The sequence below is a fragment of the Stenotrophomonas bentonitica genome (assembly GCF_013185915.1).
GTDB classification, from domain to species: domain Bacteria; phylum Pseudomonadota; class Gammaproteobacteria; order Xanthomonadales; family Xanthomonadaceae; genus Stenotrophomonas; species Stenotrophomonas bentonitica.
Genome location: NZ_JAAZUH010000001.1, coordinates 451,373 through 473,540, shown reverse-complemented (window position 1 = coordinate 473,540; position 22,168 = coordinate 451,373). Strand labels below are relative to the sequence as shown.

Genomic DNA, 22,168 nt, shown 5'->3' with positions numbered 1-22,168 from the left:
CGGATTCACGCGTTGTTTATTCGGTACGCAGGTAGATTCCAATCAGGGCTTAAGCCCCGAAAGCTTGCGGCGCAATGCCGATGAGCGGTTCCCCCACCGCGTTACACCTCTGAGATTGCCCCCATGTCGCCTCCGCGTCTGTCCGCTGTTCCTGCGATTCCGCTCGTGCCTGCCGCTGACAGCGGTGACCGTGGCATCCGTGTTCGCCGCGCGCCGAAGCTGCGCGCGGTCGAAGGCGGTGCCCCGACTGCCAAGGCCCGCATCGAACGTGCGCGGTGCGTGCTGTTCGTCACTTCTGAGATGGCCGACTACATCAAGGCTGGCGGGCTCGGCGATGTCGCCGCCTCGCTGCCGCGAGCGCTGCGCGGCCGTTCGGACGTGCGCGTGCTGATTCCCGGCTACGACGATGTGATCGCGCGGGCGCCGGACATGCGCCTGGTCGGGAGGGTACCGGCGCGCGCCGGTATTCCCGCCTGCGACATCGGCGAGGCAACCCTCGCTGATGGCCTGCCGGTGCTGGTACTGGTCTGCCCGGAGCTGTACCAGCGTGGCGGCAGCCCCTACGTGGACGGCGCCGGGCAGGACTGGAGCGACAACGCGGTGCGTTTCGCCGCCCTGTCGCGCGCCGCGGCAGTGATCGCCTGAGGAAGCGCCGGACTGGACTGGCAGCCGGAGCTGCTGCATCTGAACGACTGGCCGTGTGCGCTGGCGGCGGCGTACCTGCGGTGGTACGGCTCGGACGTTCCGGCGTTGCTGACCATCCACAACCTGGCATACCAGGGCCTGTTCCCGGTTGAACTGGCCGACTCGCTCGGCGTTTCCCCGGAACAGGCGGAAAGCATCCTGTTCCACGGCAGGCTGTCGTTCCTGCAGGCGGGCATCGTCCACGCCGACCAGGTGAACACGGTCAGCGTCAGCTATGCGCGGCAGATCACCGGTCCGGAGCAGGGCTGCGGCCTGGATGCGCTGCTGTCCGGACACGCCGCGAGCGGTCGCCTGAGTGGCATCGTCAATGGCATCGACAGCAGCTGGGACCCGCGTACCGACCTTCACCTGACCGAACACTTCGACCTGCACCGTTGGGAAGGTCGCGTGGCGAACAAGCGTCGCGTGCAGCGCACACTCGGCCTGCCGCATGGCGACGGCCCGCTGTTCGCGGTGGTGTCGCGGCTGGTCCACCAGAAGGGGTTGGACCTGAGCTGCGCAGTGGCGCATCAAATCGCCGCCGCGGGCGGGCAACTGGCCATCATCGGCGATGGCGACCCGCGCATCGCCGCCGAGGTGGCGACCCTGTCGCGTCGGTTCCCGTCGTCGGTAGGCGTGTTTGCCGGCTTCGACGAAGCCTTGGCCCGCAAGATGTTCGCCGGCGCCGATTTCCTGCTGATGCCCTCACGCTTCGAACCGTGTGGACTGAGCCAGATGTACGCGCAGCGGTTCGGCTGCCTGCCGATCGCGCACGCCACCGGTGGCCTGATCGACACGATCGAGGACGGCGTGACCGGGCTGTTGTTCGATTCCGCAGACGCCGACTCCCTGCGCCGCTGCGTGCAGCGGGCGTTCCGGACCTATCGACTGCCGAACCTGTTGTCCGCAATGCGCCGCGCCGCAATGTTGCGCCCGAGCAGCTGGGAACAGGCAGGGTCGCACTACCTGAATCTATATGACCGCGCGATGGAGCAGCGCGCATGAGCGAGGACGCGCTGAACCTTGGCGATGCGGTGATCTCTGACGACGCCGGGATGCCTGACGCACTGCCGCAGCCGCTGGAGCCCGCGCTGCTGCCCCTGTTGGCGGGGCAACCCTGTGATGCGTTTGCTTTGTTGGGGCCACACCAGGACGCTGGCGGCTGGCGACATACCGTGTACCTGCCCGGAGCCCGTCATGTGGATGCCCAGCTCGCCGAAGGCGGCTGGCGTGCCATGCAGCAGGGCGCAGCCGAAGGCCTGTTCCAGCTCTGGACCGGACAGCGCGGCACCGGGCTGCTGCGCATTCAATGGCCCGATGGCATCCAGGAGGTCGAGGACGCCTACGCCTTCGGTACCCAGCTGGATGACGGCGAACTGACGCTGCTGCGTGAAGGAGATCCGGACGCGGTTCGCCGTTCGCTGGGTGCGGTCACGACAAGCTGCGAAGGCGTGCCCGGCGTGCGCTTTGCGGTGTGGGCCCCCAACGCCACCCGGGTGGCCGTGGTGGGCGACTTCAACAGCTGGGATCAACGCCGTCATCCGATGCGCCTGCGCCATGATGCAGGCGTGTGGGAGCTGTTCCTGCCGCGCGCCAAGGCCGGTGCCCGTTACAAGTTCGCACTGACCGCGGCCGACGGACAGTCCGTGGTCCTCAAGGCCGACCCGCTGGCGCGCGCGTGCGAGCTTCCGCCGGACACGGCGTCGCGGGTGTCGGCGCCATGCGCGCATGTCTGGAAGGACGCCGCCTGGATGCGAAACCGTGCGTTGGCACCCCGGCAGGCCATCTCGGTGTACGAGGTGCATGCCGGTTCCTGGCGACATGGCCCGGCCGGTGCGCCGCTGGACTGGAATGCCCTGGGCGACCAGCTGATTCCCTACGTCACCGGTCTGGGCTTTACCCATATTGAACTGCTGCCGGTGAGCGAGCATCCGTTCGGCGGGTCGTGGGGCTACCAGCCGCTGGGCCTGTATGCGCCGACCGCGCGCTATGGACGCCCGCAGGATTTTGCCGCCTTCGTGGACCGCTGCCATGGTGCCGGGCTCGGGGTCATCATCGACTGGGTGGGCGCACATTTCCCCACCGATGCCCATGGCATGAATCGGTTCGACGGCACCGCCCTGTACGAGCACGATGACCCGCGGCTCGGCCTGCACCCGGACTGGAACACGCTGATCTACAACTACGGCCGCGCCGAAGTGGCCGCATTCCTCATCGGCAGTGCGCTGGAGTGGATCGACCGCTTCCATGTGGACGGCCTGCGCGTGGACGCTGTCGCCTCGATGCTCTACCGCGATTACAGCCGTGCGGAAGGCGAGTGGTTGCCAAACGTCAACGGCGGCCGCGAAAACCTGGAAGCGGTAGCGTTCCTGCGCCAGCTCAACGATGCCATTCGCGCGCGCTTCCCGGACGTGCTGGTCATGGCCGAAGAATCGACGGCCTGGCCAGGCGTGACCGCACCCACGGCCGCCCAGGGGCTGGGCTTCACCCACAAGTGGAACATGGGCTGGATGCACGACACCCTGGCGTACCTCCACCGTGACCCGATCCATCGTGGCCACCACCATGGCGAGATGACTTTCAGCGCCATCTACGCGTTCAGCGAGCGCTTCATCCTGCCGCTCTCGCATGACGAGGTAGTGCACGGCAAGGGCTCGCTGCTGGCCAAGATGCCGGGCGACCGCAGCCAGCAGCTGGCCAACCTGCGCGCCTGCTACGGCTTCATGTGGGCGCATCCCGGCAGCAAACTATTGTTCATGGGCGGGGAGTTCGCGCAGCCGGCGGAGTGGAACCACGACGCCATGCTGGACTGGAACGCCGCTGCCGAGCCAGGTCATGCCGGCGTGGCGCGGCTGGTCGGCGACCTCAACCGCCTGTTGCAGCAGGAGCCGAGCCTGCGGTTGGCCAACGACAGTGAAGCGGGCTTCGAATGGAGTGTCAGCGACGACCATCGCAACAGCGTGCTGGCGTTCGTACGCCATGCGCCCGACGGCCACGGCCGTTCCACCCTGGTGGTGTGCAACTTCACCCCGGTGGCGCGCCAGGGCTATCTGCTCGGGGTGGCTTCTGCCGGCGAGTGGTCGGAGATTCTCAACACCGACAGCGCGCACTACGGCGGTGGCAACATGGGCAACGCCGGTAGCGTGAGCACCATCGCCCGGCCCATGCACGGCCATGCGCAGAGCCTGCCGCTGACCCTGCCGCCGCTCTCGGTGATCTACCTGCAGGCGGCCGAATGAGCGTAGCCGTACCGCGGTGGGGCGCCCGCGAGGGCGGGCAGGGGCAGTGGGAATTCGCAACATGGGCACCCGGCGCGGAGTCTCTGGAGCTGCTGCTGGAAGGTGAAGCGTTACCGATGCAGCCGGCGGGTGGCGGCTGGTTCCAGCTTTCTGCGCCCGCATCGCCGGGCATGCACTATCGCTTCCGCATCGACGGTGAGCTGACGCTGGCTGACCCGGCGTCGCGCTCGCAACCTGACGGCGTGTTCGGACCCAGCGCGCTGCTGCGGGACGACTTCGCCTGGCAGCACACGGACTGGCGTGGTCGGCCGTGGCGCGAGGCGGTGATCTACGAAGTTCACGTTGGCGCCGCTGGCGGCTCGTACGCGGCGGTGCGCGAACAGGTTCCGCAGCTGGCCGCCCTGGGCATCACGGCGATTGAGCTGATGCCGGTAGCGACCTTTCCCGGGACCCGCAATTGGGGCTATGACGGGGTGCTGCAGTACGCCCCGTCAGCGGCCTACGGCACACCGGATGACCTGAAGGCGCTGGTCGACGCGGCCCATGGCCATGGCCTGATGGTGCTGCTGGATGTGGTGTACAACCATTTCGGCCCCGATGGCAATGTGATGCCCTCACTTGCGCCGGCGTTCTTCCGTGATGAAGTGCGCACGCCCTGGGGCGCGGCCGTGGATTTCCGTCGCCCGGAGGTGCAGCAGTACTTCATCGACAATGCGCTGATGTGGCTGCAGGAGTACCGCTTCGACGGATTGCGCCTGGACGCGGTGCACGCCATCCACCCGCCTGAATTCCTTGACATCCTGCGTGAGCGCGTACAAAGCGCGCTGCCGGATCGGGAGATCGCGCTGGTGCTTGAGAACGAGCGCAACCAGGCCTCGCTGCTGGCCCGTGGCTTCACCGCGCAATGGAATGATGACTTCCACAACGCGCTGCACGCGCTGCTGACCGGCGAGGTCGAAGGCTACTACCGTGACTTCGCCGATGATCCTTCGGAACGGTTGCGGCGCGTGCTGGCCGAGGGGTTTGCCTGGCAGGGTGAGGTGACTGGCAGTGGCCAGCCTCGCGGCGAGCCCAGCAGCGAAGTGTCCCCGCGCCAGTTCGTGCTGTTCGCACAGAACCATGACCAGATCGGCAACCGCGCGCAGGGCGAGCGCCTGATCCAGCTGGTGGGGCCGCGCAAGGCGGCGCTGGCGATGGCGCTGACTGCGCTGACCCCGATGATTCCTATGTTCTTCCTGGGAGAGCCATGGGGCGCGCACACGCCGTTCCTGTACTTCACCGACCACCGCCCCCCGCTGGACGAGCAGGTGCGCGAAGGTCGCCGCAGTGAGTTCTCCCATTTCAGCAGTTTCCAGGACGAGCACCGGCGCGCGCTCATCCCCGATCCCAATGCAGTGGAAACCTACGAGCGCTCCCGCAGCCTGTGGCCCTCGCCGGATGACAACGACGCAGCGACCTGGCTCGAAGGGTTCAGGAGCCTGCTGGACGTTCGCAGGGCGCATCTGGTGGCGGAAGGGGAGGTACGCGCGCTCGGTGCCGACATCATCGCACCCGGCGCAATCCGCGCCGGCTGGCAGGTGCCGGGCGCGCAGTGGTGGATCGGATTCAACGGCAGTGATGCGCCGGTCGCCCTCGACCTGCCGCAGGGCAGGGAAGTCTTTCGACTCGGCGCGCCGTCGCGCGATGGGCAGCTGGATCCCGACTGCCTGTATGCCGTCGTCGTGGAGGCACCATGAACAGCGCGCCCTCGCTGGCAGAGGTAGCCGCCGCCGCCGGTGTGATGGTTGATTGGACCGATGTTGCCGGAATTCCGCAGCGGGTCGGCGACCGCGCCCTGGTAGCCATCCTTGAGCGTCTGGCGTTGCCGGCTGCAACCTCGCTGCAGCGGCGCGATGCGCTGCAGGCACTCTCGGGGCGGCAACAGGCTGGCGTGCTGCGCACCGCCATCGTGCGCGAGAGCGTTGCGGTCGGTCCGGTCGACTCGGCCTGCGTGTGGGTGCATGAGGATGGCAGCAGCGAGTCCACGCGGACCGACGCGGGCGGCCGCGTGGATGCGCCTGCACGACCGGGATACTGGACCGTGGCCTGCGCCGGCGTCGTGCAGCAGGTGGCGGTGGCGCCGGTTCGCTGTTTCGGCGTGACCGATGCCCTTGGCGCGGATGCACGCGCATGGGGGCTGGTGCTGCAGCCCTACGCTGCGCGCGGAGAACATGACGCCGGCATCGGCGACACTGCAGCCTGTGCAGGCTGGGCCGTGCGCGCGGCGGCGGCGGGCGCCGACGCGCTGGCGCTGGGACCGGTGCATGCGGCCAATGCGGTGGGTCGGGACTACAGCCCGTACTCGCCCGGTGACCGCCGCTACCTGGAGGCGCTGTACGCCGCGCCAGTGCAGGCACTGGGAGGCGTGGCGCTGCGGGCGCTGGATGCGCACCCGGTGCTGCGCGCGGAGCTGGAGCTGCTGCGCAATGCCGAGCTGATCGACTGGCCGGCGGTGGCTTCTGCCAAGTGGTCGTGGCTCTCTGAAGTGCAGCACGCCGTCGCTGATGATGTCGCGACCGCGCAGGCGCTGCAGCGTTTCGAACACGAGGGCGGCGCTGCGTTGGCCGCGCACGTGGACTTCATGCATGAACACCTCGCACTGCCCCGGTCGCTTTACCTGTTTGGACAATGGCTGGTGACCTGCGGCTGGCAGCAGGCGCAGTCCCAGGCGCTTGGCAGCGGCATGCGGCTGGGACTGATCGCCGATCTTGCAGTGGGATTCGACCCGACCGGCGCGGAGGCCGCTGCAGGCGGCGACGCCTGCCTGCGCGGCCTGGTGCTGGGTGCGCCGCCGGACGCGTTCTGTGCCGGTGGTCAGGTGTGGGGCGTCAGCAGCTATTCTCCCTCCGGACTGCAGTCGCAGGGGTTCGCGTCGTTCATCGCATTGCTGCGCGCGGTGATGCGCGACCGTGGCGGAATCCGGGTCGACCATATCCTGGGCTGGCAGCGTCTGTGGGTCGTGCCGGAGGGCGCCGATGCCGGGCAGGGCGCCTATCTGCGCTATCCGCTGCAGGACCTGTTGAACATTGCGGCGATCGAGTCGTGGCGGCACCGTTGCATCGTGATCGGCGAAGACCTCGGCGTCGTGCCGCCCGGCATCCGCCAGAGCCTGGCCGTGCGCGGCGTGATGGGGATGGATGTGCTGGCCTTCACCCGTGACGACACCGGCCGCTTCCTGCCTGCGGCGGACTGGCGCGCGGATGCGGTGGCGATGACCGGTACCCACGACCTGCCCACGCTGATCGGGTGGCGACGCGGTCTGGACCTGGCCTGGCGCCACCGGCTGGGTGAGCTCGATCAAATGGGCCTCGCGCAACAGCTGTCTGCCAGGGCGGCCGACGTTGCACTGCTGGACACGGCGCTCGGCGTGGACAGCGGGGATCCGCAGGATGGGCGTGGCGCGGCACTCGAATTCGTGGCGTCGGGACCCAGCGTGCTGGCCCTGCTGCCGGTGGAGGACGCACTGGGCCTGGCCGACCAGGTCAACCTGCCGGGTACGGTGGGGACGCATCCCAACTGGCGTCAGCGCTTGCCCCGTGACGGTGATGATGCGGTGCTGGCGGATTCGATGGCGCGCTTCGCCGCCGCACGTTCGCGGGTGCCAGCATGACGCCCGTTCGCGCAACCGTCCGGCTGCAGCTGCATGCCGGATTCACCCTCGCCGATGCAGCGCGCCAGGTCGAGTACTACGCCGCGCTGGGCATCAGCCATCTGTATCTGTCGCCTGTCTGGCGTGCGGTAGCGGGCTCCACGCACGGTTACGACATGGTCGACCCGACAGGGATCAATCCTGAGCTGGGGGGAGAGCCGGCACTGCGTGCGCTGTCGGCAACCGCACGCGCACACGGCATGGGGCTGGTGCTGGACATTGTACCGAACCACATGGCCGCGCACGCCGACAACCGCTGGTGGTGGGACGTGCTGCTGCGCGGTCAGCGCAGCAGCTATGCCCACTGGTTCGACATCCAGTGGAACGCGCCGCTGTCAGAGGGCAAGGTGCAGCTGCCCGTGCTCGACCGGCCGTTGCAGGATGCGCTTTCAGACGGCGTGCTGCAGGTGGACCGCGACGGCGAAGCGCCTACGCTGCTTCACCAAGGCAGCCGGCTGCCGCTGGCTGAGGCAGGTGCGGCCGATGCGGCGAGCGCCGATGTCTGTGGATTGCTTGACGCCCAGGCCTACCGCCCGATCTGGTGGCGCCTGGGTGATGACCGCGTCAACTACCGGCGCTTCTTTACCATCACCTCGCTCGCCGGGCTGCAGGTGCAGCACGACGATGTGTTCGAAACCGTGCATCGGCTGCCGTTGGCGCTGCTGGCCGAAGGCCTGGCCGATGGCCTGCGCGTGGATCACGTGGACGGGCTGGCCGATCCACGGGCGTACCTGCAGCGCCTGCGCGGCGCGATGGATGCTGCCTGCGCTGGTCGCCAGCATCCCCCGCTGCTGTGGGTGGAGAAGATCCTGGCGCCCGACGAAGAACTGCCCCCGGAGTGGACGTGCGACGGCACCACCGGCTATGACTTCATGGACCAGGTGTCGGCCTGGCTGCACCAGCCGACCGGCGAAGCGGCGCTGGCCGCGCACTGGCATGCATGCAGTGGTCGCCCGGCCAGCTTCGCCATCGAAGAACGGCTGGCACGCCAGGAGGTGCTTGAGCGCGGCCTGCGCAGCGAGTTCGATGCCGTGCTGCGCCACCTGCTGGGCATGGAGCGCGACGCGGTGGCTGCCGATGCCCGTTGGGGGCGTACGGTGATGGCGCGCGCGTTGGCCGCGCTGCTGGTGCGCTTCCCGGTCTATCGCAGCTACGCCACCGACCAAGGCAGCAGCGAGGCCGATCAAGGGTGGTGGTCGGAAGTGCTGGAAGGGGTGGTGCGTGAGGAACGACCGGATACCGCGCTTGCTGCGCAGTGGATCGCGGAGCGTTTCTGGACGGAGGTCCCAGAGCCTGCTCGCGACACGCTGCGCGTGCGGTTCCAGCAGTTGAGCGCGCCCCTCAACGCCAAGGCGGTCGAACATTGCGCGTTCTACCGGTATGGCGTGCTGCTGTCGCGCAACGAAGTGGGCAGCCGGCCCGACCTGTTCGCGCTGTCCACCCGCGCACTGCACACCCGTGCGCTGATGCGGGCGCACCGGCACCCGCAGGCGATGCTGGCCACGGCCACCCATGACCACAAGCGCGGGGAAGACAGTCGCGCGCGGTTGGCGGTGCTGTCAGAGCACCCGCAGTGGTGGACGCGGCAGACCCGAACCCTCGAGCGGACAGCAAAGCGGATTGGACTGCGACTGCCGCCCGCGCCAGTCGCCGCGATGCTGTGGCAGACTTTGGTCGGCGCGTGGCCGGTGCAGGGCCTGGTTGAACCGCACGGCTTTTCCGCGCGCATCGTGCAGTGGCAGGTCAAGGCAGTGCGCGAAGGCGACGTGTGGTCCTCGTGGACCGATCCGGACACGGCCTTCGAAGCGCGGCTGGAAAGGTTCACCTATGACCTGCTGACGCATCCTGCCGCGGCCCCGGTGCGTCGCGTACTTGAACAGTCCGTGCTGCACATCGCGGCCGCCGGTGCGCGCAACGGACTCGCACAACTTGCGCTGCGCCTGACCCTGCCGGGCGTGCCCGACCTGTACCAGGGCACCGAGGGATGGGACCTCTCGCTGGTCGACCCGGACAATCGCCGCCCGGTGGACTACGTCCAGCGGCGCGGATGGCTCGCCGACCCACGGAGCTGGCCGCAGCTGCTGACGCAGTGGCAGGACGGCGCAGTGAAGGCGCGCCTGTTGCATCGGTTGCTGGAGGCGCGCCGCGAGCAGCCAGCGCTGTTCCGTGACGGCGAATACCACACCCTGCATGCCGACCGCGCCGTGCCAATGCTCGCCTTCCTCCGCAGCACTCCGGACGCCCGCCTGCTGGTGGCGGTGGCCCATCACACCGGCGCGCAGCCTGCGCGCCTGGGCGCGGCCCTGGGCGACGCACACTGGCGCGGCGCGGCGTTGTCCGTGCCTCCCGGACGCTACCGCAATCTCCTCACCGGCGCGGAATTCACAAGCGACGGTTCCCCCACGCGACTGCGGCAGCTGTTCAACGGCAGCCCGGTGGCGATCTACTCGACCTGGTAAGAGCACGACGATGGACGACGAACAGAAAGCAGAGCGCACCCGGGAACTTGCCCGCCAGATCTGGGAGGCCGAGGGCCGCCCGGATGGACATTCGGCCCGCCATTGGCATATGGCCGAGCGCTTGGTCGCGGCAGAAGTGGAAGCGGCGCAGTACGACCAGGAGGCGAGCCGATGAGCCGTGCCAGTGGCGCCGCGCACTCGCGGGTCAAGGCCGGTCGGCCGTATCCGCTGGGGGCTACCTGGGACGGGCTGGGGGTCAACTTTTCGCTCTACAGTCGGCATGCCACGCGGGTGGAGCTGTGCCTGTTCAACGAACGCGGCCGCGAGATCGAGCGGATCACCTTGCCCGAGTACACCGACGAGATCTGGCACGGCTACCTGCCGGACGCGCGCCCCGGCCAGCGCTACGGCTACCGCGTGCATGGCCCCTACGCGCCGGACGCCGGTCACCGCTTCAACCCGAACAAGCTGGTGCTGGACCCGTACGCCAAGCAACTGGTGGGCCAGATCAAATGGGCGCCGCACCTGTTCGGCTACACCATCGGCCACAAGGACAAGGACCTCAGCTTCGACCGTCGCGACAGTGCAGGCTACATGCCGCGCTGCGTGGTGGTGGACCCGGCTTTCACCTGGGGCGCGGATCGCGGCCCGGCAGTCCCCTGGGACCGCACGGTGATCTACGAAGCGCACCTGCGGGGTCTGTCGATGCAGCACCCGGCGGTGCCGGAGGCCTCACGCGGCACGTTCTCGGCCTTGCGCTCGGACGCGGTCACCGACCACCTCAAGCATCTGGGGGTCACCGCGCTGGAACTGCTGCCGGTGCACGCGCATGTCGACGACCAGTACCTGGTGGATAAGGGACTGAAGAACTACTGGGGCTACAATACTCTGGGCTTCTTCGCGCCGGATCCGGTGTTCATGTCGACCAGCACCATCGCCGAGTTCAAGCAGATGGTGGCGAGCCTGCACAACGCAGGGTTGGAGTTGATCTTGGACGTGGTCTACAACCACACCGCCGAGGGCAACGAGCTTGGCCCGACGCTGTCGTTCAAGGGCATCGACAACGCCAGTTACTATCGCCTGGCAGAAGACCGGCGCTACTACATCAACGATACCGGCACCGGCAATACGTTCGACCTGACCAACGCCGGTGCACTGCGCATGGTGATGGACTCGCTGCGCTACTGGGTGCAGGACATGCATGTCGATGGATTCCGTTTCGATCTGGCCACGATCCTGGGGCGCGAGCGCGCGGGCTTCGATGCGTCCGGAAGCTTCCTCGATGCAGTGCGGCAGGACCCGGTGCTGAGCCAGGTAAAGCTGATCGCGGAGCCGTGGGACATCGGCCCGGGCGGCTACCAGCTGGGCAACTTCGCGCCGGGCTGGGCAGAGTGGAACGACCGCTTCCGTGACAACCTGCGCGCGTTCTGGAAGGGCGACGAGGGCCAGTTGTCCGAGTTCGCCACGCGCCTGATGGGCTCGGCCGACCTGTTCGACCACAACGGGCGACGACCTGCAGCGTCGGTCAACTTCGTGACCGCGCATGATGGGTTCACCCTGCACGACCTGGTCAGCTACAACGACAAGCACAACATCGAGAACGGCGAAGACGGGCGCGACGGCAGCGACCACAACATCTCCTGGAACCATGGGGTGGAAGGCGCTACCGATGATCCCGGAATCCTGGCGCTGCGCCGTCGCCAGATGCGCAACCTGCTGGCCAGCCTGCTGCTGGCGCAGGGCACGCCGATGCTGCTGGCCGGCGACGAATTCGGCCGCACCCAGAATGGCAACAACAATGCCTACTGCCAGGACAATCCGATCAACTGGATCGACTGGGAACGGGCGGCGAGCGAGGACGGGCAGCAGCAGTCGCAGTTCGTTCGCCGCCTGCTTGCCCTGCGTCGTCGCTACCCGCAGCTGCGGCGCAGCCGCTTCCTGGATGCCCGGGACGGGCAGGGCGCAGACACGGCACATTGGCTGCGCCCGGATGGCCAGCCGATGCAGGAGCCCGACTGGCACGCGCCGCAGCAGCGGGCGTTGATGCTGCAGCTTCCAGCGCTGCCGCATGATGGGGAGTCGTCCGTGGTGGAGTCGACCCAGCTGTTGCTGCTGGTCAATGCCGCGGCGGAAGGCCAGACATTCGCGCCGCCGTCCGCTGATCACACTCCGTGGCGCCTGCTGATTACCTCGGTAGACGACGCGCCGGTGCAGCCCGACGAGCATGGACAGTGGCATCTGCCGGACCGGGCGATCGCGCTGCTGGCCAGCCGCGTGGGCAGCGGCCAGTAGCCGTGAAGCACAGGTGCCTGGCGATCAGGGATCGTCGCCGGGCGTCATTCCCGGGGGGCGGGACAGCCACACGGGGCCAGCGCGGGCGCGTTCGTAGCCGAGGTCGTAGAGCACCTTCATCTGTACAGGGTTGAAGCTGGTCGCCTCGGGCAGGTCCAACGTGGAGTCGATGGTGACCCAGGCGAACTGCGCACGGTCCCGCCGGGCGTAGGCGTACTCGCGGAACAGGTCGCCGATCATGCCAGCGCGCCCGGCCACTTCGATGGTGCGGAACGCGATGCCTCGCAGGGAGCGTTCGGCTGGGTCGGAGGCGGCGGCCAACTGGCCGTTGTGGATCATGTAGGTGTCGTAGGTGGCAGGGGCGCGCGACACGCGGTTGTAGATCCGCTGCGGGTCGATGATGCCGGCATGCAGGAAGATGTTGGCGGCGACGAAGCCGTCCACGTGCATCTCGTCGTAGCGCTTGCCATGGGCCTCGACCTCGATCAGCACCGGCGGGAACGCGATCGGGATCGAGGCGGAGGCCAGCATCACCCGGCGGAACAGCGCGAGTGCTTCGGGCGTCTCGCGGGTCGCGATCAGGCCCATGTTCCAGACCACGAAGTGGCGCGAATCGAGGTCGGCGGTACCCATGTAGAGCCGCCGCCCGGTGCGGTGCTCGGCGGCGATCTTCCGCAGCAGCGGCGCATCGATGGCACGGGCGATGAGAGCTTCCAGTGGCGCCGTATTTGCAAGGGACTCGCGCCGCAGCAGTGCCATCAGCGGATTGCCGGCGCTGAAGACATCCGCGTCGGAGGTGGTGGTGTAGAAGCGCCGCAGCGCCTCGTCGTAGTCCGGGCCGAGGAAAACGTAAGGCGCCATCAACGCCCCGGTCGAAACCCCGGTGACGATCTTGAACGTCGGCCGGGTGCCCGTTGCGGTCCAGCCATTGAGGAAGCCGGCCCCGAAGGCCCCATTCGCGCCGCCACCCGACAACGCAAGGTGCGGATAGTGGATGCGCCCATCACTGCCGACCGGGAAGTCGTCCGGCCGCTCATCCCGGATGGAGCGCTCGAAATCCAGCTCCATGTCCCGGTTCGGCCGCCCGGCCCAACCCCGCACATCGGGCATCCCGGGCACGGCCGCCCAGGCGATCTGATCGGCCGGTACGGGGTTACGGGGCAGGGTGGCGCACCCGGCCAGCAGCAGGCAGCCCAGGAGCAAGGCGAGCCAGGCAAACGCGCGGCGGCGGGCGTTGGATGCGTCCACGCCGCCAGCGTGGCACCAAGAGCGGAGCCGGGTCCACAGTAAAACCCGCAGAGTGTGGGATCTGCCGCGAGGTCTGTATCGCATCACGTATCGGCAGCTTCATCCCAGTACGCGGGTGACCCAAAGCCGTCCAGCAGGAATGCCGTCACTTCGCGGACCTTGCGCGAGCGCAGCTTGTTCTCGGGGGACAGCAGCTGGATGTAGGAGCTCTCGACGCTTGCCGAGCCTTCCCACGCGCCGAGCAACGGCACCAGCTGCGTGCGTTCAAAGCTGCCTTGCCGATACAACCAGCTCGGAAACAGCACCACGCCGCGACCCTCCATGGCGGCGTCCAGCAGCACCTCTGCGTTGTTGCTGCACAGTGGGCCGCTGACGTTGATGCCTTCGAACGGGGCGTCAGCGTCCTGCCGGAAGTACCAACGCTGGGTGCCGAACTGGCCCTTGTAGAGCAGGCAGCGGTGATTCAGCAGGTGGGCGGGTGTTTCCGGTAGACCATGCGCGGCTAGGTAAGCCGGGCTGGCCGCGACGATCTGCCGTTGCGCGGCCACTGTGCGACCGATCAACCCGGAGTCGACCTGCGGCCCGATCCGTACGGTGATGTCCACGCCCCCCTGGACCGGGTCGATGAAGACATCGGTGAGCTGCAGTTCGACATCCAGGGCAGGGTGCTCGGCCTGCAGCGCGCCGATCAGGCGGGCCACGTGCAGACGGCCGAACGCCTCAGGGGCGTTGATCCGCAGCCGCCCGCTCAGGGCGCCCTCGTTGTGGCCCAGGTCGTCCACCGCTGCATCCAGCAGGTCGATGGCTTCGCGGGCCTGCTGATGGAAACGTTCGCCTTCTTCAGTCAGCCGCACCGCGCGGGTGCTGCGGTAGAACAGCTGGTGGCCCAGGTCCTTCTCCAGCCCGGCGATGAAGCGGGAGACCGACGACGCCGGTACCCGGAAATGACGGGCGGTGGCCAGGAAACTGCGGTTGCTGGCCACCATCAGGAAGTAGCGCAGGGCCTTGAGCTGCATGGGCTGGGCTCCATGATTGCGATTTCCGCAATTGTGATTTGACGATTGGCTGGATTGTAGCTCCATCAGCATCTACCTAGCATGGTCGCCTGCCCGCACCGTCGGGCCCCTCCCCAGGAACCCTGCCATGACTGCTTCCCTGTTTACCCCGTTCGACCTGGCCGGCACGCCGCTGCGCAACCGCGTGGTGATGGCGCCGCTGACCCGCGCCCGCGCGCCCAATGACATCGCCGACGAGCGCATCGCGCTGTACTACGCCCAGCGCGCCACGGCCGGCCTGATCGTCAGCGAGGGCACGCCGATCTCGCAGGAAGGGCAGGGTTACCTGTTCAACCCGGGCATCTTCCGGCCCGAGCAGATCGAGGGCTGGCGCCTGACCACCAACTCCGTGCATGCGGTGGGTGGAAAGATCGTGGCCCAGCTGTGGCACGTCGGCCGCGTTTCGCACCCGACGATCCAGGCCGAAGGGCGCCTGCCGGTGAGCGCCAGCTCGAAGCAGCCGATGGGCGCACAGGCCTTTGGCTACGACGACAGCGGCACGCCTGCGTTGGTTGCACCGCCGGCGCCGCGCCAGCTCGCAGCGGACGAGATCTCACGCATCGTCGGCGAATTCGCGCAGGCCGCGGCCAATGCCATCGAGGCCGGCTTCGACGGCGTGGAAATCCACGGCGCCAACGGCTATCTGTTCGAGCAGTTCATGAATCCGCTGGTCAACGACCGCACCGACCAATACGCCGCCGACACCATGGACAACCGCTTGCGCTTCACCCTGGAGGTGATCGACGCAGTGGTGGCGCGCATCGGCGCGGCGCGCACCGGCATTCGTCTGTCGCCGTACGGGCAGCTGTTCGACATGCCGCTGCACGACGCGATCGACAGCACCTACGGCGCGTTGACCGAAGAGATCGGCAAGCGCGGGCTGGCCTATGTGCACCTGATGGACCAGTCCGGTTACCAGATGGGTGAGAAGGTCATGGCCGCAGGTGCCGAAACGGGCTTCCAGGCATTGCTGCGCACGATCCGCGGCAACCTCCCGAACACCGCGCTGATCCTGGCTGGCGGGCTGGACCGTGCCCGCGCCGAACAGCTGATCGATGCGGGCCTGATCGACCTGGCCGCATTCGGTGCGCCCTTCATCAGCAATCCGGACCTGGTCGCCCGGCTGCAGAACGGGTGGCCGCTGGCGAGCGCCGACCGCACCACCTTCTACGGTGGCGGCGCGGAAGGTTACATCGATTACCCCAGTTACGCCGCTGCCTGATCGGCGAAGGCATCGGTGGCGCGCACCAGCGCGTCCACCGTGTTGGGTTCGGTGGCGCCATGGCCGGACAGCACCATCTCCAGGCGTGCTTCCGGCCACGCCTGGGACAGGTCCCAGGCACTGCGTGGCGGGCAGATGATGTCGTAGCGGCCCTGCACGATCACCCCGGGCAGATGGCGGATGCGGTCGATGTCGTGCAGCAGCTGGCCGTGCGGCAGGAACGCGTTGTGGCGGAAGTAGTGTGCTTCGATGCGCGCCTTGGCCAGGGTATCGAGCGGGTCTGCATCGGAGACGGCGTTGACGTCGTGCTCCAGCGTGGCCGCGAAGTCTTCCCAGCCTAGCCAGGCCTGCGCGGCGGCGATGCGGGTCGCTTCGTCGTCGCTGTCCAGCCGCTTCCAGTAGGCTTCGATCATGTCGCCGTGCTCATCTTCGGGCAGATGCGCGGCATAGCGCGCCCAGCGTTCCGGGAAGATCCAGCGGGCGCCGCCGTCGGCTTCCGCGAACCAGCGGTTCTCTTCGGCACGGCCGAGGTAAACGCCGCGCACGATCAGGCCGGTGGCGCGGTCGGGGTGGGCCTGCGCGTAGGCGAGGGCGAGGGTGGAGCCCCACGAGCCGCCGAAGACCAGCCAGCGGTCGATGCCGAGATGCTCGCGCACTTTTTCGATATCGGCGACCAGGTGTGCGGTGGTGTTGTCGCGCAGTTCGCCGCACGGCGTGGAGCGGCCGCTGCCGCGCTGGTCGATCAGGACGATGCGGTAGCGCGATGGGTCGAAGAAGCGGCGGTGGGTGGGGGAAATGCCTGCGCCGGGGCCGCCGTGGAGGAACACGACCGGGATGCCGGTGGGGGTGCCGCATTCTTCGACGTGGAGGGTGTGGAGCGCGTCTACCGCGAGGGTGTGTTCGCGGTAGGGGGTGATGGGTGGGTAGAGGGTGCGCATTCGGGGGGCTTGGGCGGGGTGGTGTTCAAGAATAGCCCAGAGGTTCCGTGGGACACGCGCGGCGTGTCGCTACGCGGCTTCGTGTTTTTTAGTTTTTGGCTACGGCTACCTGTACGTCTCTGGCGGTGTCGCGCAGGAGTTCTACGGTGAAGTCGGGGGAGCCGAGTTGGGCTTCTATGACGACTACGTCGCCGTTCTCGACCATGACCTTGTAGCGGTCGCCCAGTCGCGCACTGATGGCGGCGCGGGCGGCGTTGGCGATCAGCGTCTCCGAGTCGCCTTCGCTGATCGGCACGTCGATGTGCATCGGCGACTCTTCCTGCAGCCAGATGCGGAAGCTCACGGTGCCGTTCGATTCGGCGGCGTCATGGATCGCCAGGCGCCAGCTGTTGGCGGCCTTGGGGCGCGGCATATCGGTGGCACGCGGGGTGAGCATGGGTGCGAACTGCGCCATGGCCGTTGAGCTGCCCGCAAACAGTACGCACAGACCGAGGGAGAGGGCGGCTTTCAGGGCGGGATGCGGATGGCGGTTCATGGCGGTGGCCGGTGAGGAAACAGCGGGTTGTGATCGGTATTTCTACGCCCCTGCGGGTAATCTGGACGTCAATGAGACAGTCGCCTTCCCATCACGCGCTCGTTCCGTTTGAACCCGCCACCCGCGACTGGTTCGCCTCGGCCTTCCCAGCGCCCACGCCGGTGCAAACGGCGGCGTGGGCGGCCATCGGCCAACGCCAGCACACCCTGGTGATTGCACCCACCGGCTCGGGCAAGACCCTGGCCGCGTTCCTGCACGCCATCGACCAGCTGTACCGCCAGCGCCTGCACGACACCGCGCCACGACGCACACGCGTTCTTTACATTTCCCCGATCAAGGCGCTGGGCGCGGATGTGCAGCGCAACCTGCAGGTGCCCTTGCTGGGCGTGGATGCCAAGCGCGAACGCCGGGGCGATCCGCCGGTGACCCTGACCGTGGCGGTACGCACCGGGGACACGCCCAGCGCCGAGCGCGCGCGGATGGTGCGGCGCCCACCGGACATCCTGATCACCACGCCGGAATCGCTGTTCCTGATGCTGACCTCGCAGGCGCGCGAGACGCTGCGCGAGGTCGACACGGTGATCGTCGACGAAATCCACGCGGTGGCCGGCAGCAAGCGGGGCACCCATCTGGCACTCAGCCTGGAGCGGTTGGATGCGCTGCTGCCGGTGCCGGCGCAGCGCATCGGGCTGTCTGCCACGGTGCGGCCGGTGGAGCGGGTTGCGGCGTTCCTGGGCGGCGACCGGCCGGTGACGGTGGTCGACCCGGACAGCCCGCGCCAGCTGGACGTGCGCATCGTGGTGCCGGTGGAGGACATGGCCGACCTGCCTGCGCAGGCGGGGCCGGTCGGCGCGCGGGAGCTGCCCGGGCGCGCCGGATCGATCTGGCCGCATGTGGAGGCCAGCATCCTGGACCAGGTGCTGCAGCGCCGCTCGACCATCGTGTTTGCCAATTCGCGCGGGGTGGCGGAGAAGCTGACCGCGCGCCTCAACGAGTTGCATGCCGAGCGCAGCGCACGCGATGCCGGCCTTCCACCCCCCACGGCGGTGCCGGAGCATTACGGTTCGTTCACCGGCAGCACCGTGTCGCGCGTGCTCGACAGTCCGGAAGTGATCGCGCGCTCGCACCACGGCTCGGTCTCGAAGGAACAACGCCGCGAGATCGAGCAGTCGCTCAAGGACGGCAGCCTGCGCTGCGTCGTGGCCACCTCCAGCCTGGAGCTCGGCATCGACATGGGTCTGGTCGATCTGGTGATCCAGGTTGCGGCACCGCCATCGGTCGCCAGCGCCCTGCAGCGTGTTGGCCGAGCCAGCCACCAGGTGGGTGGCACGTCCACGGGGTTGGTGTATCCGCGCACCCGGCGGGACCTGATCGACGCAACCGTGGCGATCCAACGCATGCTGGCCGGGCAGATCGAGGCGGTCGACCCGCCACGCAATCCGCTGGACGTGCTGGCCCAGCAGACCGTGGCCGCAGCCTCGATGGGCACGCTGGACGTGGAGCAGTGGTACGCCACAGTGCGCCGCGCCGCGCCCTATATGACGCTGCCGCGCAGTGCGTTCGACGCGACCCTGGACATGTTGGCCGGGCGCTACCCCTCCGACGACTTCGCCGGCTTTCGCCCGCGTCTGGTCTGGAACCGGCAGAGCGGTGAACTGAGCGCGCGGCCCGGCGCGAAGCTGCTGGCCGTGACCAGCGCCGGCACCATTCCGGACCGTGGCATGTACAGCGTGATGCTGCCGGAAGGTGAGGAACGCGCCGGTTCGCGTCGGGTCGGTGAGCTCGATGAGGAAATGGTGCACGAGTCACGGGTCAACGACGTCATCACCCTGGGTGCAACGTCGTGGCGGATCGAACAGATCACCCATGACCAGGTGGTGGTGACCCCGGCGCCCGGGCGCTCGGCGCGGCTGCCGTTCTGGCGTGGCGAGGGCGTGGGCCGTCCGGCCGAGCTGGGCGAAGCGGTGGGTGCCTTCCTGGCGGCGATGGACACGGACGTGGCAACGGGCGGGATCGCGCCCGCGCATCTGGAGGACCTGCGCCGCTGCGGGCTGCAGCCCAACGCCATCGCCAACATCGTGGGGCTGCTGGACGAGCAGCGCGAGGCCACCGGCGTGCTGCCCACCGACCGCCGGCTGGTGGTGGAGCGCTGCCGCGACGAGTCCGGCGACTGGCGGGTGATGCTGCATTCGCCCTATGGGCGCCGCGTGCACGACCCGTGGGCGCTGGCGTTGGCCGGGCGCATCCAGGACCGCTGGGGCATCGATCCGGCGGTGGTGGCCAGCGACGACGGCATCATCCTGCGCATCCCGGATTCCACCGGGCGCCTGCCGGGCGCGGAACTTTTCCTGTTCGATCCGGAGCGGTTGCGCCGCGAGGTCAACCAGTCGGTCGGCAGTTCGGCGCTGTTCGCGGCCCGCTTCCGTGAGTGCGCCGCGCGCGCCCTGTTGCTGCCACGGACCAAGCCCGGTCGCCGCTCGCCGCTGTGGCAGCAACGCCTGCGTTCGGCCGAGCTGCTGGCGATCGCGCAGCGTTACCCGGACTTCCCGATCCTGATCGAGACCGCGCGCGAGTGCCTGCAGGACGTGTATGACCTGGATGCGCTTGACGGGTTGATGCAGCGCCTGGCCGAGGGCAGCGTGGAGATCGCCGAGGTCACCACCGAGGTGCCGTCGCCGTTCGCCGCCAACCTGTTGTTTGGCTATGTGGCCGAGTTCATGTACGGCACCGACGTGCCGCTGGCCGAGCGCCGCGCCTCGGTGTTGTCGCTGGATACCGGTTTGCTTGGCGACCTGCTCGGCCAGGTGGACCTGGGCGAACTGCTGGATGCCTCGGTGGTGGAGCAGGTAGGGCTGGAGCTGCAGCGGCTGGCGCCGGATCGGCAGGCGACAGGCAAGGAAGGCGTCGCGGATCTGCTGCGCGAGCTGGGCCCCATGAGCGAGGACGCGGTAGCCCAGCGCCTGAGCGATGGCGAGAAGGCCCGCGACCATCTGCTCGCGTTGCAACGCGAACAGCGCGTCTTCCCGGTACGGCTTGCCACTCGCTCGTGCTGGGCGGCGGTGGAAGATGCCGCACGGCTGCGCGATGCCCTGGGCGTGGTGCTGCCCGAAGGACTGCCTGCTGCATTCCTGCAGGGCAGCGCAGATCCTGTCGGTGAGCTGCTCGGGCGCTACGCGCGCACGCATGCACCGTTCACGACGGCTGACGTTGCCCAGCACTGGGGCCTGGGCGTGGCGGTAGCGGATGCGGGGCTGGACGCCTTTTCGGTACAGGGCAAGGTGTTGGGTGGGCATTTCGGCGCGGCACAGCGTGCCGGTCTTGACGCCTCCGCAGAACCTGTGCCGCTGGCGCGCCGGGAATGGGTAGGCGAGGGCGTGTTCCAACGCCTGCGACTGCGTTCGCTGCAGGCGGCGCGCGAGGCCACGCGACCGGCAACGCGCGAGGCTTACGTGGCGTTGTTGCTGCAGCGCCAGGAACTGATTGCGGACGCGGCGGTGGCTACCCGCACGGGTGCGGTGCCAGCGCACGGCCCATTGCAGGGTGCCGATGGCGTGCTGCGCGTGGTGGAGCTGCTGGCCGGCGTACCGCTGCCAGCGTCTGCCTGGGAGAACCAGATCCTGCCGGCGCGCGTGGCCGACTATGCGCCGTCGATGCTGGACGGACTGCTCGCCAGCGGCACGGTGGTCTGGGCGGGGCACGGCAAGCTCGGCGACGACGACGGCCTGGTCTCGTTGCATCCGCAGGAGCTTGCGGCGGAGTCGCTGCCACCTCTTCAGCCCTTCGAACCTTCCACGTTGCAGGCTGCGATCCTGCAGGTGCTGGCCGATGGCGGCGCGTATTTCGCCCGGCAGCTGCTGGCGGCAGTACTTGCCCGGGTGGACACGACGGGCAGCCGGAGTGCGGATTCCTATGCCCTGCACGATGCGCTCTGGGAGCTGGTCTGGGCAGGCCTGGTCACCACCGACATCTGGACGCCACTTCGCCATCTCTCTGGTGCACGTCCGGTGCGCCCGCGTGTGGTCAGCACGGCGCGGCAGGGCCGGTACGCGCGGGGCAGGGCGATGATGCATCCGCCGGGCAGCGAGGAGATGCAGGGCGGACTGCGCGATGCGGCGTCTGGCGCCACGCTGGCTGGCCGCTGGTCACTGGTGCAGCGTCCCGCCACCAGCGACACCGTGCGCGCCGTGGCACTGGCGGAGGGCCTGCTCGAGCGGCATGGCATCGTGACGCGTGGCGCCGCCATTGCCGAAGGTGTTGCCGGCGGCTTCCCCGCGCTGGTGCAGGTGTATCGCGGCATGGAGGATGCGGGCCGCGTGTTGCGCGGGCGTTTCGTCGAGGGCATGGGCGGGGCGCAGTTCGCCGAGCGTGGATTGGTGGATGCATTGCGCGAGGTGGCCGACGCGCAGGTGCCGGAGGGTTCGGGCGCGACGATCGGGTTGTCGGCGGTGGATCCTGCCAATCCGTTCGGCCCGGTGCTGCCGTGGCCGGCGCATCGCGCGGTGTTGCGACCCGTGCGCCGAGCCGGCGCGATCGTGGTGATCGGCGGCGGTCGGCTGCGCATGTACCTGGCGCAGGGTGGGCGGCAACTGTTGACCTGGATCGATGCGGATGCGGCCGATGCTGATGCCGTGTTGACGGCGGCCGCGCAGGCGCTGGCGATTGCGTTGCGCCGGGGGTGGCGGGTGTCGTTCACGCTGGAGTTGATCGATGACCAGCCGGTTCGTCGCGATGCGGTGGCCGAGGCGTTGCGGGCGGTGGGGTTTGCCAGTGCGCCGAAGGGGTTGGGGTGGGAACCGTGAGGAACGGTG

At 68.5% G+C, this 22,168-nt stretch carries 12 protein-coding genes and 1 pseudogene; 9 read left to right on the top strand and 4 right to left on the bottom strand.

The window, feature by feature from the left end; translation table 11 throughout:
• Positions 1 to 244 precede the first annotated feature (244 nt).
• The 7 genes and pseudogenes from glgA to glgX all read left to right on the top strand — a co-directional run.
• A pseudogene (glgA, locus tag HGB51_RS02040) lies at positions 245 to 1,689 on the top strand (glycogen synthase GlgA); the annotation flags it as partial.
• Positions 1,690 to 1,739: 50 nt separating this feature from the next.
• The gene (glgB, locus tag HGB51_RS02035) at positions 1,740 to 3,923 is read left to right on the top strand and encodes a 1,4-alpha-glucan branching protein GlgB (protein WP_425505369.1); all 2,184 of its coding nucleotides are present in this window, start codon (positions 1,740 to 1,742) and stop codon (positions 3,921 to 3,923) included.
• Positions 3,920 to 5,659 carry a malto-oligosyltrehalose trehalohydrolase gene (treZ, locus tag HGB51_RS02030; protein ID WP_070209052.1) on the top strand — a complete coding sequence of 580 codons (1,740 nt, stop codon included), beginning with the start codon at positions 3,920 to 3,922 and terminating at the stop codon, positions 5,657 to 5,659. The genes glgB and treZ overlap by 4 nt, the downstream gene beginning before the upstream one ends.
• Positions 5,656 to 7,572: a 4-alpha-glucanotransferase gene (locus tag HGB51_RS02025; protein ID WP_070209053.1), complete on the top strand. Its 1,917-nt coding sequence runs from the start codon at positions 5,656 to 5,658 to the stop codon at positions 7,570 to 7,572. Before treZ ends, HGB51_RS02025 begins: the two co-directional genes overlap by 4 nt.
• A complete protein-coding gene (treY, locus tag HGB51_RS02020) occupies positions 7,569 to 10,070 on the top strand; it encodes a malto-oligosyltrehalose synthase (protein WP_171966712.1) in 2,502 nt (833 codons plus the stop codon). Before HGB51_RS02025 ends, treY begins: the two co-directional genes overlap by 4 nt.
• 10 nt (positions 10,071 to 10,080) lie before the next feature.
• Complete coding sequence (locus HGB51_RS02015; RefSeq protein WP_070206250.1) at positions 10,081 to 10,245, top strand: DUF2934 domain-containing protein; 165 nt, start codon at positions 10,081 to 10,083, stop codon at positions 10,243 to 10,245.
• Positions 10,242 to 12,362, top strand: a complete 2,121-nt coding sequence (glgX, locus tag HGB51_RS02010) for a glycogen debranching protein GlgX (RefSeq protein ID WP_070206249.1) — start codon at positions 10,242 to 10,244, stop codon at positions 12,360 to 12,362. The genes HGB51_RS02015 and glgX overlap by 4 nt, the downstream gene beginning before the upstream one ends.
• A gap of 24 nt (positions 12,363 to 12,386) precedes the next feature.
• Here the strand turns inward: glgX and HGB51_RS02005 are convergent, their stop codons facing one another.
• Together HGB51_RS02005 and HGB51_RS02000 are read right to left on the bottom strand one after the other, a co-directional pair.
• Positions 12,387 to 13,610, bottom strand: a complete 1,224-nt coding sequence (locus HGB51_RS02005) for a patatin-like phospholipase family protein (RefSeq protein WP_070206248.1) — start codon at positions 13,608 to 13,610, stop codon at positions 12,387 to 12,389.
• An 83-nt stretch (positions 13,611 to 13,693) separates the two neighbouring features.
• The gene (locus HGB51_RS02000; RefSeq protein WP_070206247.1) at positions 13,694 to 14,626 is read right to left on the bottom strand and encodes a LysR family transcriptional regulator; all 933 of its coding nucleotides are present in this window, start codon (positions 14,624 to 14,626) and stop codon (positions 13,694 to 13,696) included.
• A gap of 127 nt (positions 14,627 to 14,753) precedes the next feature.
• Here HGB51_RS02000 and HGB51_RS01995 point away from each other — a divergent pair, with 127 nt between their 5' ends.
• On the top strand, positions 14,754 to 15,887 hold the full coding sequence (locus tag HGB51_RS01995) for an alkene reductase (RefSeq protein WP_070206246.1): 1,134 nt from the start codon (positions 14,754 to 14,756) through the stop codon (positions 15,885 to 15,887).
• On the opposite strand, the gene pip is transcribed toward HGB51_RS01995, so the two are convergent.
• Positions 15,872 to 16,825: a prolyl aminopeptidase gene (gene pip, locus HGB51_RS01990; RefSeq protein WP_070206245.1), complete on the bottom strand. Its 954-nt coding sequence runs from the start codon at positions 16,823 to 16,825 to the stop codon at positions 15,872 to 15,874. The two genes, HGB51_RS01995 and pip, sit on opposite strands and share 16 nt — an antisense overlap.
• Before the next feature lie 88 nt (positions 16,826 to 16,913).
• The gene (locus HGB51_RS01985; RefSeq protein WP_141738958.1) at positions 16,914 to 17,360 is read right to left on the bottom strand and encodes a hypothetical protein; all 447 of its coding nucleotides are present in this window, start codon (positions 17,358 to 17,360) and stop codon (positions 16,914 to 16,916) included.
• A gap of 71 nt (positions 17,361 to 17,431) precedes the next feature.
• Between HGB51_RS01985 and HGB51_RS01980 the strand changes: the two genes are divergently transcribed.
• Positions 17,432 to 22,159: an ATP-dependent helicase gene (locus HGB51_RS01980; RefSeq protein ID WP_070206243.1), complete on the top strand. Its 4,728-nt coding sequence runs from the start codon at positions 17,432 to 17,434 to the stop codon at positions 22,157 to 22,159.
• Positions 22,160 to 22,168: the final 9 nt, after the last annotated feature.

Bases quoted from the DNA above. Each gene is read 5' to 3' on its own strand.
- glgB (WP_425505369.1), top strand. From the start codon at position 1,740: ATGCCTGACGCACTGCCGCAGCCGCTGGAGCCCGCGCTGCTGCCCCTG.
- treZ (WP_070209052.1), top strand. From the start codon at position 3,920: ATGAGCGTAGCCGTACCGCGGTGGGGCGCCCGCGAGGGCGGGCAGGGG.
- HGB51_RS02025 (WP_070209053.1), top strand. From the start codon at position 5,656: ATGAACAGCGCGCCCTCGCTGGCAGAGGTAGCCGCCGCCGCCGGTGTG.
- treY (WP_171966712.1), top strand. From the start codon at position 7,569: ATGACGCCCGTTCGCGCAACCGTCCGGCTGCAGCTGCATGCCGGATTC.
- HGB51_RS02015 (WP_070206250.1), top strand. From the start codon at position 10,081: ATGGACGACGAACAGAAAGCAGAGCGCACCCGGGAACTTGCCCGCCAG.
- glgX (WP_070206249.1), top strand. From the start codon at position 10,242: ATGAGCCGTGCCAGTGGCGCCGCGCACTCGCGGGTCAAGGCCGGTCGG.
- HGB51_RS02000 (WP_070206247.1), bottom strand. From the start codon at position 14,626: ATGCAGCTCAAGGCCCTGCGCTACTTCCTGATGGTGGCCAGCAACCGC.
- HGB51_RS01995 (WP_070206246.1), top strand. From the start codon at position 14,754: ATGACTGCTTCCCTGTTTACCCCGTTCGACCTGGCCGGCACGCCGCTG.
- pip (WP_070206245.1), bottom strand. From the start codon at position 16,825: ATGCGCACCCTCTACCCACCCATCACCCCCTACCGCGAACACACCCTC.
- HGB51_RS01985 (WP_141738958.1), bottom strand. From the start codon at position 17,360: ATGAACCGCCATCCGCATCCCGCCCTGAAAGCCGCCCTCTCCCTCGGT.
- HGB51_RS01980 (WP_070206243.1), top strand. From the start codon at position 17,432: ATGAGACAGTCGCCTTCCCATCACGCGCTCGTTCCGTTTGAACCCGCC.